Here is a 10,943-nt window from a genome sequence, read left to right on the forward strand (position 1 = left end):
GCCGGAAAAAAGTTTTTGGGAAATATTCGATACTTCTGCATCCAAACCGGGACCGCCGTGAGTAAAGGAGGTGTAGGCCACAAAGAGCCAGGGGCACAGCACCCGGCACAGAAACCATTTAGGAGAAGCCATGCGCAGGACCACTACGATTTTCGCAGCAGCCGGACTGGCAGCCGCAGCAGGACTGGCCGCCGCACCCGCAGCTTCGGCGGCAGATGAGGCCCAGCTCTCCGTCTTCCACGCCGTCCCGGACACGACCGTGGACGTGTACGTCAACGGCGAACTGACCCTTGATGACTTCACTCCCGGCAGCATGGCAGGACCGCTCTCGCTTCCCGCAGGCAGCTACGAGCTTGCCATTACGGCTCCCGATGCCGCAGATGCCTCCGCCCCGATCATCGGCCCGGTAACAGCTGACCTGACCGCTGGAGGGAACTTCACGGCAGTAGCCAACCTCGCCGCGGACGGAACACCGACCGCCAATCTCTACACCAATGACACGTCCACCATCGAAGCCGGAAAATCAGGGCTGACGGTCCGCCACGTGGCAGCTGCCCCGGCAGTTGACGTGCTGGCGAACGGCACACCGGTGATCAGCAACCTCGCCAACCCCGACGAGAAGACCCTGGCGGTAGATCCCGGAACGATTTCCGCTTCCGTCGCAGCAGCCGGAACCACCGAACCGGTCATCGGTCCGGCAGACCTGACGCTGCCTGAGGGTGTTCACACCATCGTCTATGCCTGGGGATCACTGGACGCCGGTAACCTGGCGCTGGCAACCCAGACCATCGAAGGTATGGAAAGCGCTCCGAACGCAGTTCCCGGCGCCCTGCCCGCAGCCCAGGACAACAATGCCGGCATCATGCTCGCTGCCGCCGGTGGCCTGACGCTGATGGCCCTGGCCGGCACCGCAGTGGTTGCCCGCCGCCGCAGCACCGTGGACGCCGCTTCCGCGGAGTAGGCCGCGGGCGTGCAGCGCCCTTGCAACACTGAAGGTGCAGTGCAGCCGGCGGTACGGCTGCACTGCACCTTCGTCCTTCCCGGGACCAGCCAGGTCCCGGAACTGTTGAACACATTGGAAAGGCCCCCGACATGCACCAGACCGGACGCTCCCGCAGGTACCTTGCTGCGTGGCTGGCCGCCGGAGCACTGGCCCTGGGTTCCTGCGCATCCGTTCCGGCCGCGACTGAGCCGGCAACCAGTGAGCCGGCAAGCACCGCCGGCCAGATGCAGCAGCAGCCCACCGGAGCCGGATCTGCGCTTCCCCTGGACACCTCTTCCGGAATTCCCATCCGGCAGGCCACCCCTGAAGCGTCCGTGGAGATCCCGGCTCCGGTTCGGGTCCAGGTGGAAGGCACCGGCATCGACCTTGAGGTTGTCCCCGTGGGCATCGAGGACAACGGTGCCATGACGATCCCCGACAACCACGTGCAGGCCGGGTGGTACCAGTACGGTCCGGCACCGGGCGCCGACGCCGGATCATCGGTCCTGGCCGCCCACGTGGATTCACAGACCGAAGTCCTGCCCATTGCAGGACTCAAGAACGTCACCCCGGGTACCCGGGTGAGGGTGACGCGTGAAGACGGCTCGCAGGTCGTCTACCAGACACAGCAGGTCGAGAACATCGCCAAGCGGTCCCTCGACGGACACCGCCTCTTCGACCGGACAGGAGACCATCTGCTCAAACTGGTCACCTGCGGTGGAAAGTGGCTCGACACGGAGAACGACTATGAAGATAACGTTGTGCTCACGGCAACACCGGTATCATAGGGAAAATCGGCACGCGCCCCCTCACGGGCGCGGCCCCTACACAGGCTTACGGCAGGAGAACTTCCCCGATGTCATCCGGTGCCCCCGAGCTCGACGACGGCCTGGACCAGGCCTTCGCCGCAGGTGAGGAGGCAGCACTTGCCGAGGCTTACCGCCGGTTTGCGCCGCTGGTCCGCACCATGTCCCTTCGCCGCCTCATAGATGCAGGGGCAGCCGACGACGCAGTCCAGGAAGTCTTCATCCGCGCCTGGCGGTACCGGGAGACCTACTCCCCCGAACGTTCCACGCTTGCGGCCTGGCTGGTTGGCATAGCACGGAATGTGTCAGCCACCATGACATCCTCGAGGCTCCGCGAGGAAGATGTGCTTGAAGGCGCGGCCGCAGCCAGTGAGCGTACCGGAACCGGGGGGCCTGACCCGGAGGGCGTCGCTGACAAAGTAGTTCTGGACGCCGAGCTCAGCCGCCTGGGCGAACCCCAGCACTCGATCCTGCGGCTTGCGTTCCACGAAGACCTGACACACCAGCAGATTTCAGAGCAGCTCAGCCTGCCACTGGGAACGGTCAAAAGCCACATACGCCGGGGACTAATCCAACTGCGGCAACGATTGGAGGTAAGCGATGCAGCACCTGCACGATGATGCATTGGCCCTCCTGGCCCTGGGCGAGGAGCCCACAGCCGAAGAAACCGCACATCTGGAGCACTGTGAGCAGTGCGCCGGCGAGATCAGCGCCTACGGCCGCGTGGTAAGGGCGGGAAAGAGTACGGTTCCGGCCGGTTCCGTTCCGCCGCCGGCTGTCTGGGCCGGCATCCACGAGGCGCTCGGCCTGGATCCGTCACTGCGGAAGGATCCGCTGGAGGACCGGCAGGAGAATCACCCGGACCAGGGGGCGGCCAGCCCGTCCGGTCCGGCAGGAGCCGCGCGTCCCGTCTCACTCGCCGATGAACGGCGCAAACGCCGCGGGACCAAATGGTTCGCCGCGGCGGCCGCTGCCGCCGTAGTTGCCGGAGCGGCAACCTGGGGCGTGGTACGCGGGTTCGAGCCGCAGCCGGAGGTCATTGCGTCGGTTCCGCTGGAACCGCTGCCCTCCTACAGCGACGAGGGAACGGCAACAGTGGATCTCCTGCCCGACGGTGAACGTGAACTGGTGATCACGGCAAGCAGCAGCGAGGCAGAGGGCTACCGGGAAGTCTGGCTGATCTCCCCGGACATCACCTCCATGGTCAGCCTGGGCGAAATGGATGGGACCGAGGCCCGCTTGAAGATCCCGGACGGCCTGGATCTGAGTGCGTATCCGATCGTGGACATCTCGGATGAGCCCCATGACGGAAATCCAGAGCACTCGGGTAAGTCGATCCTGCGGGGCCAGCTGGAGCTTTGAGCTGGACCGCTGACTTTTGGAACAGGCTCACCGCGGGTTTCTCCCGGGCCGAGGGCCTGGACGCCCAGCCCTGGCTGCTTGTCTTCATTGCAGCTGGCGCGGTCCTTTTGTCCGTCCCGGCGCCGACGTGGCGCTGGTTCGGGCTGTTCGTCACGTTCGTACACGAGCTGGGACATGCATTCGCGGCCCTGACGGCAGGCCACCGCATCAGCGGCATCGAGTTGAGGTTCGATCATTCAGGGCAGATGCGCAGCCTCGGCCGCGGCCGCTTCGGGGCCGTGTGGGCAGGGTTCTGGGGCTATCCCGTTCCTGCCCTCACTGGCCTGGCACTCGTCTGGGCGGCCGTAGCCGGCTGGGCTTCGGCGGCGCTGTCCATCGGGGTGCTGGTGCTGGCGGCTGCCCTCGTCTTCATCCGCAATATCCAAGGTGCGGCAATCGCGCTGGGATGCGCCGCCGCCTCGGTCCTGCTGCTGTGGTTTGTCCCGCCCGGGGGAACCGCCTATGTGACGGCCTCGCTCGGAATCGCACTGCTGGTGGGTGCGGTCCGGGACTGGCTGAACCTGCTAAGCGTCCACACCCGGCGCCGCAGCGCGCTGCAGTCCTCGGATGCCTGGATTCTTGCCCAGCGCTCCTACGTGCCGTCCGCGGTGTGGCTGTTGCTGTTCGCCGCCGTTATCGCTGCCTGCGCGGCGGGGGCGGCCTGGGTGCTGCTTCCTGTCTGGCTGCCTGCGGACTGAGCGCCCGCCGGTGGTCCGCTGGACCCTAGCGTTCGTCCGCCGGTCGGTGGTCCGCTGCCTCCGGTGCCTGACGGGTGTCAGTTTCCGCCGGAGCACCCGGGAAGGAAACACGAAGATCAAGGCGGTGCTGGCCGTCCTCCGTCTGGGAGAAAACCGCCTTGCCGGAGATGCCGGCAAGGCCCGCCGTGCCGGATCCGGGAATGATGTGCCCCGACGACGCCGTGGCTTCACCTTCTGCCAGCCCCCAGTGCTGGATCACCATGGTGCCCTCTCGTCCCTCCACGCTGCCGGCAAAAACCTCGCTGCCCACGTACCCTGCTCCGGTCGCGTTGCCTGCCAGCAGCAGGTCGGCAACGCTGGTGCCGGAGATTGGCCCTTCAAAGATCTTCACCGCGCGGACCGTGGAGAGTTCGCTGTTGGTTCCCTCCACCACATAGGGGGTCGGTTCCCAGGAGGAAACTTCAAAATCAGCAGTGATCGAATGTTCTGTTCCGTCGGACATGCCTACAGTATTCCGTGTTCGGCTGCCGATTGCATGCCGCCCATACGCCGCGGGTACCCTTATCGCTGGGGTGCGGCCGCCTGCGCACCCCGAAACCCGCCGTTAAGGAGTACCACCGAGCATGTCGTCCACACCCGTTGCTGGCGAGCCCAGTTACATGCGTTCCAAGATCCTGTGGCTGGCATTCGCGGGCGTGCACCTGCTCTTTTTTGGCCTCCTTTCACCGCTGATCTTCACCGGCGAGGTGCTCAGTGATATCCAGTTCTACCGTCAGTGGGCCTTCGAAGGACTGCAGGACGGCCAGTGGCAAGGCATCAGCACGGACTGGGTGTATCCGATCGGAGCGCTGGCTCCCATGCTCCTCGCTGCGGTTTTCGGTTACGGTCCCTACCAGTTCGCCTGGTTCCTGATCTTCACGGGCCTGAATGCGGCTGCGTTTGCCGTCCTGACCGCCGAACGCACCCGGCAGCGCTGCATTGCCGCGTACTGGTGGCTGGGCATTACCGCGCTTCTCGGACCAGTCGCCGTCGGCCGCATTGACGGGCTTACTGCTCCCCTGGTGATCATCGGCCTGCTGTGGCTGGGCACCCGTCCCGTCATTGCGTCCCTGTTGCTGTCAGCGGCCACCTGGATCAAGGTCTGGCCGGCTGCCGTGATCCTGGCGGTCCTCGCCGTTTCGAAGCAGCGCCTGACCCTCTTGGTCACCGGGGCCGCTTTCTCCGCTGTTGTGGCGGCCGTCGTTACTGCCGCCGGCGGGCTGCGCCACCTGCTGAGCTTTATGGGCGCCCAGGGCGACCGCGGCATGCAGCTGGAGGCGCCTTTCACCACCCCTGGCCTGTGGCAGGCCATCCTGGGCCGGTCGGACGCCCACATCTACGAAGACACGGTGATCAATACCCGTGAGGTGCGCGGCGCGCTGGGGGAACCCGTGGCCGCGCTGGTGACGCCGCTCCTGGCCCTGGCTGCGGTCGCCGTCGTGCTTCTGCTCGTCTGGGCACTGCGGCGCGGCGCCGACACCGGTGCACTGCTGGCAGCCGGTTCGCTGGCCCTTGTCAGCGCGTTCATCGTCTTCAACAAGGTTGGCTCGCCGCAGTTCATGCTGTGGCTGGGCGCCGTAGTAGCCGTGGGCGTTGCCTGGGAAGGCCGTGCCTGGCGGCTGCCGGCAGCCATGATGGTTGCCGTGGCCGCGCTGACCACCCTGGTCTACCCGATGTTCTACGAGGCGCTGTACAACGACCTCAACATCGCCGTAGCCGTACTGCTGACCCTGCGGAACCTGCTCCTGATGGCGCTGCTGGCCTGGTCCCTCGGAAAGATCACCGCACTGGCCCGGGCCGGAAAGGTCAGCGAATCCGAAGTTCGCCCGGAGCCGGCTCCGTAAGCTTCTTTCGGAAGAGCACTTTCGTCTTCGGGTCCAGGAAGATCAGGTAGAGGGCGAACGCGACGGCGGTAACTGCGGCTATCTGCCGGGCTGCGCTCAGGCTGAACTCGAAGTACGGCCAGATGTCCAGCTGGTCGCTGATTGCGTAGACCATAAAGAAGGACACGAACAGGTACAGCGTCTTGACCTGCCAGTCGTTGCGGATGCCGGTAACGGCAAACAGCGGAATCAGCCACACCACGTACCAGGACTGGATCATGGGCGCCAGCATGACAATCGCTGCGAACGCGAGGGCCAGACGGCGTACCAGCCTGGAGTAGTCGCCCACGAACATCAGCCATACAACGACGGCGAGCGAAGCCAGCCGCCCGATCGTGTGCACCACGTCGGCAAAGGACCAGCCAGGCAGTCCCAGTGAGTTGCCCAGGGTGGCTACGATCAGACCGACGAACCCTACGGGGGCGTACCAGATCCAGACGCTGCCCGGAGTGCTCAGGGCACCAACCCAGCCGAAGCCAAGTCCGTTGACGACGCCGAGGATCGCCAGCAGTCCCAGCGACAGCCCGGCGGTCAGGAACCAGTACAGGAACTTACGCGGCCAGGAGGCTCCCTTGCCTGCCCACATCAGGCCGATAAAGGGAAGGAAAATCAGCGTGATCGGCTTGATGCCCACGGAGAGCGTGACCAGCACGATTCCCAGCACGCCGCGCTTGGTGGCCGCGTAGTAAAGGCCGCCCAGTGCCAGGCCGATCATGAGCGCGTCGTTGTGGATGCTGGCAATGAAGTTGGTGAGGAACAACGGGTTCGCCGCCGTGAGCCACAGTGCCCGGTTCGGATTGATACCGTGCAGTTCGGCTAGTTTCGGCACGTAGTAAACGCACATAGCCACGCCTATGAGCGCTATCAGCCTAAAGAGCAGGATCGAGAACTCGGTCTGCCCGCCGGTAATCCGAACCACGATCTCTTCGAGCCACAGGAAGATGGGTCCGTAGGGCGTGGGGCTCTGCGCCCAGAGGTCGTCCGCTCCCAGCTGGAGGTAGTTGGAGATCTGGGAGTAGCCGTCCTTGTACGGGTTCAGGCCGCTGACCATGACCAGGCCCTGGGCGATGTACGCAAATACGTCGCGGCTGAAGAGCGGCAGCGTGAGGCACATAGGTCCGCCCCAGGCAAGGATCGCCTTGAGCACATAGGGACGCGACTGCGGCCCCCAGTCCCCGATCCGCTGTCCGAAACGCAGCCAGGAACGCACCAGCAGCATCCCGCCCAGTGCCAGCAGGAAGACGGAGATCACCGCACCGGCAGGCTCGAAGCGAAGCCACATGATGAACTCGGCACGGCGCAGCTCGTACGAGGAGAGGGAGAGCCAGCCCACCCCGAAGGAGCCGGCCAGCATCATCATTGAGCCGATAAACCCATGGATGATCGCGACGTTGGGATGGTCGGTTTTCGTGCTCTCCGATTCGGGAGACGAAGGCTCGGTCGCAGGGACCTGGGCGGTCATCGTGGGTCGTTCCAATCTCTGGTTCGTACGGCGGTCCCAGCGAACGGGCACCAGGTTCGAAAGCAAACGCCTCCTCGGGCAGGCACATACGCCTGCCCCGGCGAAGCCATTCCGGTCCGGATACCCGTAACTGGGCCCGGTCAGGGCGGCTTCGTCAGGCCAAATATTAGCATCGAGACATGTACATGCCCTCGGACGCGGCGCGCTGCACGGCCAGTGGGGCGCGGCTCACATAGACTGTCTGGGTTGGATCGGACAAGGCAAGGCGGGATGGGCTGTGGGGCGCCACCGGGCAGAACCAGAAGTGAGGCAGCGCGGTCAGCGTGCCGCGAAACAACCGGACAGCGTACGCCGCAGTCCTGAGCTCCTGGGCTGGGGGCTGTTCATTTCCGCAACTACCGCGGCATGCCTCCTGTGGGCACGGATTCCAGCCCCTGTCACCGCCGGCACCTCGGCACTTGTCCTCGCGGCTTTCGCCGCGGCCTGGTATGCCTCAAGGGGCACGGCACGTCCGGAACGTCCCGACGCCGCAGCAGCCGCGCCCCAGGCACAGTCCCCGGCAGCACGGGAAACTCCTGCGCCGGCTGCGGACCGGCAGCAGCCTGCGCCGACGCGGACGCAGGACGAGCCCGCACGGCCCCTGGCCCCAGCCATCCCGCTGGCCCCCGGGGCTGCCCGGGAGTTCCTGAGTGCCCCCGTCCCTGGGGGATCCGGGACGCAGGCGAGCCGCTGGACCCGCACGTTCGGCCCACCGGAAACAGGATCACTTCCCCTGCAGCCGTACGTACCTGCCCTCAGGGCTTCAGTCCAGACTGCGGATTCCGAGCGCCACGACCGCCGCCAGCGGAGCCACTCAAGCCTTTAGCCCAGCAGTGATCCGGCGCCGCGGGGTACATTTATCCCGTGCCAATAACAAATGAACGCATTGTTTGGATCGACTGCGAAATGACCGGACTGGACATCAGCGCCGACGCCCTGATCGAGGTTGCCGTGCTGGTGACGGACTCCGAGCTGAACATCCTCGGCGACGGCGTGGACGTTGTCATCAAGCCGGAAGACAGCGCCCTGGAACAGATGGGTGACTTCGTCCGCCAGATGCACACCACGTCGAAACTCCTTGATGAGCTGCCCGGCGGCATGAGCCTCGCCGAGGCCGAGGCCGAGGTGATCGAGTACATCACCAAGTGGGTACCCGAACCGAAGAAGGCCCAGCTGGCCGGCAATTCGGTGGGAACGGACCGGATGTTCCTGGCCCGCGACATGCCGGAGGTCATCGACTACCTCCACTACCGCATCATCGATGTCTCCACCATCAAGGAACTCGCACGGCGGTGGTACCCGCGGGCCTACTTCCAGTCGCCCGCCAAGAACGGCGGACACCGTGCGCTGGGCGATATCCAGGACTCGATTAACGAGCTGCGCTACTACCGAGAAGCCATCTTCGTACCGGCACCGGGTCCCGATTCCGCCGCGGCCAAGAAGATTGCTGCGCGCATCAGCGAATCCGCCGCCAAGAGTTAGCTGCATCACTTTTTGGGCCTTGAGGGGCCCATGTGTCAGAAGCACCCAAAAAACCGTGTAAGCTTGTATCCGCTGCCTCAGATAAATGAGTTTGCAAAGACCACTCGCCTGGACTTTGGAAACGAATAATCTGAGTGCACATGGTGGGTATAGCTCAGTTGGCAGAGCGCCTGGTTGTGGTCCAGGAGGTCGCGGGTTCAACCCCCGTTACTCACCCGGAAGAGGCTGGTTTCCAGCTTCACAAAGACCGCCTCGGATATTGTCCGGGGCGGTCTTTTACGTATCCCCCAGCTGGCCCAATCCGCATCGGCAGCTGCACAGCCCTGCAGCGCATGTGCGGGCAGGAAAAGAACTTTAGGAGGCGCCGCGTTGGAACGCACGCTTTTCGAGGAGGACCACGAGCAATTCCGTGACCTCGCCCGCGAATTCAACCAGCGTGAAGTTGCCCCGGGGTATCCCGCGTGGGAGGCGGACCACAGGATGCCGCGGCGGTTGTGGAAAGCAGCGGGAGAACAGGGCCTGCTGGGTCTGGCCGTGCCGGAAGAGTTCGGCGGCGCCGGAATTCCCGACTACCGGTACCGCGTGGTCCTGGACGAGGAATTCGCCCGCGCGAACCACCTCGCCGTCGCGCTGGCTTTCCACCTCCACGATGACATGGTGCTCCCCCACCTCCTGGCCTACGGTTCCCAGGACCTCAAGGAGCGCTGGCTGCCGCAGATGGTCAGCGGGGACAAGGTGACTTCCGTGGCGTGGACCGAGCCGGGTGCGGGAAGCGACCTGCGGGGCATCCGCACCAGGGCCGTCCGCACCGGCGACGGCGACTGGCTCCTCAACGGCCAGAAGACGTTCATCGGCAACGGGATCACGGGCGACGCGGCCCTGGTCCTGGCCCGGACCGACGGCGGCACCGGACGAGGAGGGTCGCGTTCCTTCAGCATGTTCATGGTGGAGAAGACCACCGGCTATTCCACCGGCCGCCAGCTGGAGAAGATGGGCCTCAACGCCTCGGACACCGCCGAGCTGTTCTTCGACAACGTCGTGGTTCCTGCCGGCAACCTGGTGGGCGAGGAAGGCCGCGGCCTCGAGTATGCCGCCGGGCAGCTCCCCCAGGGCCGCCTGGCCATCGCCGTCGCTTCCTCTGCCGTGGCACGGACCGTCTATGAAGCTACCGCTGCCTACACCGCAGAGCGCGGGGCCTTCGGCGCCAGGATCAGCGACTTCCAGAACACCCGTTTTGAGCTGGCAGACATCCTGACCGAAATCGAAGTCACCGAATCCTACGTGGATTCAGCCGTGCAGGCATTCAATGCCGGCACCCTGGACGCTGTCTCAGCGGCCAAAGCGAAGCTCTGGGCATCGGAACGGGCCAAATCCGTGACAGACCGGTGCCTCCAGCTGCACGGCGGATACGGTTACATCATGGAATACCCGGTGGCCCAGGCCTTCCTGGCTGCCCGCCTGCTCACGATCTTCGGCGGAACCTCCGAAATCATGCGCGAAGTCATTGGCCGCAGCATCACTCCCCCTTTGCCCCAGCACGGAAAGCAGAACCCATGACCGTCCGCCCAATCACCATCTACGGGGAACCCGTCCTGCACCGCCGGGCAGCCGAGGTAACGGAGTTCGACGATTCACTGCGCACCCTCGTCGCCGACATGTACGAAACCATGGACGTTGCCAACGGCGTGGGCCTGGCGGCCCCCCAGGTGGGTGTGGGCCTGCGGATCTTCACCTTTGACTACCCGAACGACGACGATGCTCCCGACCGCGGCGTCGTGGTCAATCCCGTACTGCTCACTTCCAAGGTGCCCGGTTCCGCCCCGGACCCGGACGAAGACACCGAGGGGTGCCTTTCCGTGCCGGGTGAAAACTTTCCGCTGACCCGGGCAGAGTGGGCCAGGGTCTCCGGTTTCGATGAGACCGGCGCCCCCGTCCAGTTTGAGGCCACCGGCTGGTTTGCCCGTGTACTCCAGCATGAATACGACCATCTGGACGGCAAGCTCTACGTGGACCGGCTGAACGAGCGCTGGGGACGCAAGGCCCGCAAGGTCCTCAAGAACAACGGCTGGAACGTGCCTGGCCTGCACTGGATGCCCGGAGTGGATCCGGACCCGTTCGGCCACTAGCGGGCCTGTCCCAGGGCTCGCAGGA

The 10,943-nt window shown here is 65.1% G+C and carries 12 protein-coding genes and 1 tRNA gene; 11 read left to right on the forward strand and 2 right to left on the reverse strand.

Annotated features, from left to right (window positions below; translation table 11 throughout):
- Positions 1-130: 130 nt before the first annotated feature.
- The 5 genes from ABFX29_RS02620 (at position 131) to ABFX29_RS02640 (ending at position 3,887) form a co-directional block, all read left to right on the forward strand.
- On the forward strand, positions 131-961 hold the full coding sequence (locus ABFX29_RS02620; RefSeq protein WP_152227519.1) for a DUF4397 domain-containing protein: 831 nt from the start codon (positions 131-133) through the stop codon (positions 959-961).
- Between the two features lie 131 nt (positions 962-1,092).
- The gene (locus ABFX29_RS02625) at positions 1,093-1,770 is read left to right on the forward strand and encodes a class F sortase (RefSeq protein ID WP_246167410.1); all 678 of its coding nucleotides are present in this window, start codon (positions 1,093-1,095) and stop codon (positions 1,768-1,770) included.
- A gap of 68 nt (positions 1,771-1,838) precedes the next feature.
- On the forward strand, positions 1,839-2,408 hold the full coding sequence (locus tag ABFX29_RS02630) for an RNA polymerase sigma factor (protein ID WP_152227518.1): 570 nt from the start codon (positions 1,839-1,841) through the stop codon (positions 2,406-2,408).
- Positions 2,389-3,150 (forward strand): anti-sigma factor, encoded by a 762-nt coding sequence (locus ABFX29_RS02635; RefSeq protein ID WP_152227517.1) that lies wholly within the window; start codon positions 2,389-2,391, stop codon positions 3,148-3,150. The genes ABFX29_RS02630 and ABFX29_RS02635 overlap by 20 nt, the downstream gene beginning before the upstream one ends.
- A complete protein-coding gene (locus ABFX29_RS02640) occupies positions 3,147-3,887 on the forward strand; it encodes a M50 family metallopeptidase (RefSeq protein WP_152227516.1) in 741 nt (246 codons plus the stop codon). The genes ABFX29_RS02635 and ABFX29_RS02640 overlap by 4 nt, the downstream gene beginning before the upstream one ends.
- A 25-nt stretch (positions 3,888-3,912) precedes the next feature.
- Here ABFX29_RS02640 and ABFX29_RS02645 read toward each other — a convergent pair whose 3' ends face one another.
- On the reverse strand, positions 3,913-4,389 hold the full coding sequence (locus tag ABFX29_RS02645; RefSeq protein ID WP_152227515.1) for a DUF3224 domain-containing protein: 477 nt from the start codon (positions 4,387-4,389) through the stop codon (positions 3,913-3,915).
- 121 nt (positions 4,390-4,510) lie between these two features.
- Between ABFX29_RS02645 and ABFX29_RS02650 the strand changes: the two genes are divergently transcribed.
- Entirely contained in the window at positions 4,511-5,770 is a 1,260-nt protein-coding gene (locus ABFX29_RS02650) for a glycosyltransferase family 87 protein (protein ID WP_152227513.1), read from the forward strand.
- On the opposite strand, the gene mptB is transcribed toward ABFX29_RS02650, so the two are convergent.
- The gene (gene mptB, locus ABFX29_RS02655) at positions 5,733-7,271 is read right to left on the reverse strand and encodes a polyprenol phosphomannose-dependent alpha 1,6 mannosyltransferase MptB (RefSeq protein WP_170287746.1); all 1,539 of its coding nucleotides are present in this window, start codon (positions 7,269-7,271) and stop codon (positions 5,733-5,735) included. The two genes, ABFX29_RS02650 and mptB, sit on opposite strands and share 38 nt — an antisense overlap.
- Before the next feature lie 304 nt (positions 7,272-7,575).
- Here mptB and ABFX29_RS02660 point away from each other — a divergent pair, with 304 nt between their 5' ends.
- The 5 genes from ABFX29_RS02660 (at position 7,576) to ABFX29_RS02680 (ending at position 10,918) form a co-directional block, all read left to right on the forward strand.
- Positions 7,576-8,136, forward strand: a complete 561-nt coding sequence (locus ABFX29_RS02660) for a hypothetical protein (RefSeq protein WP_152227511.1) — start codon at positions 7,576-7,578, stop codon at positions 8,134-8,136.
- A gap of 38 nt (positions 8,137-8,174) precedes the next feature.
- Positions 8,175-8,792, forward strand: a complete 618-nt coding sequence (gene orn, locus ABFX29_RS02665; protein WP_152227509.1) for an oligoribonuclease — start codon at positions 8,175-8,177, stop codon at positions 8,790-8,792.
- Positions 8,793-8,935: 143 nt separating this feature from the next.
- Positions 8,936-9,008, forward strand: a tRNA-His gene (locus ABFX29_RS02670).
- Between the two features lie 153 nt (positions 9,009-9,161).
- On the forward strand, positions 9,162-10,349 hold the full coding sequence (locus ABFX29_RS02675; RefSeq protein ID WP_152227507.1) for an acyl-CoA dehydrogenase family protein: 1,188 nt from the start codon (positions 9,162-9,164) through the stop codon (positions 10,347-10,349).
- The gene (locus tag ABFX29_RS02680; RefSeq protein ID WP_152227505.1) at positions 10,346-10,918 is read left to right on the forward strand and encodes a peptide deformylase; all 573 of its coding nucleotides are present in this window, start codon (positions 10,346-10,348) and stop codon (positions 10,916-10,918) included. The genes ABFX29_RS02675 and ABFX29_RS02680 overlap by 4 nt, the downstream gene beginning before the upstream one ends.
- Positions 10,919-10,943 lie beyond the last annotated feature (25 nt).

This window comes from Arthrobacter gandavensis, from assembly GCF_039528575.1.
GTDB lineage: Bacteria > Actinomycetota > Actinomycetes > Actinomycetales > Micrococcaceae > Arthrobacter_B > Arthrobacter_B citreus_B.

Excerpts from the sequence above, each read along its gene's own strand:
- ABFX29_RS02620 (WP_152227519.1), top strand. The coding sequence starts at position 131 with ATGCGCAGGACCACTACGATTTTCGCAGCAGCCGGACTGGCAGCCGCA.
- ABFX29_RS02625 (WP_246167410.1), top strand. The coding sequence starts at position 1,093 with ATGCACCAGACCGGACGCTCCCGCAGGTACCTTGCTGCGTGGCTGGCC.
- ABFX29_RS02630 (WP_152227518.1), top strand. The coding sequence starts at position 1,839 with ATGTCATCCGGTGCCCCCGAGCTCGACGACGGCCTGGACCAGGCCTTC.
- ABFX29_RS02635 (WP_152227517.1), top strand. The coding sequence starts at position 2,389 with ATGCAGCACCTGCACGATGATGCATTGGCCCTCCTGGCCCTGGGCGAG.
- ABFX29_RS02645 (WP_152227515.1), bottom strand. The coding sequence starts at position 4,389 with ATGTCCGACGGAACAGAACATTCGATCACTGCTGATTTTGAAGTTTCC.
- ABFX29_RS02650 (WP_152227513.1), top strand. The coding sequence starts at position 4,511 with ATGTCGTCCACACCCGTTGCTGGCGAGCCCAGTTACATGCGTTCCAAG.
- mptB (WP_170287746.1), bottom strand. The coding sequence starts at position 7,271 with ATGACCGCCCAGGTCCCTGCGACCGAGCCTTCGTCTCCCGAATCGGAG.
- ABFX29_RS02680 (WP_152227505.1), top strand. The coding sequence starts at position 10,346 with ATGACCGTCCGCCCAATCACCATCTACGGGGAACCCGTCCTGCACCGC.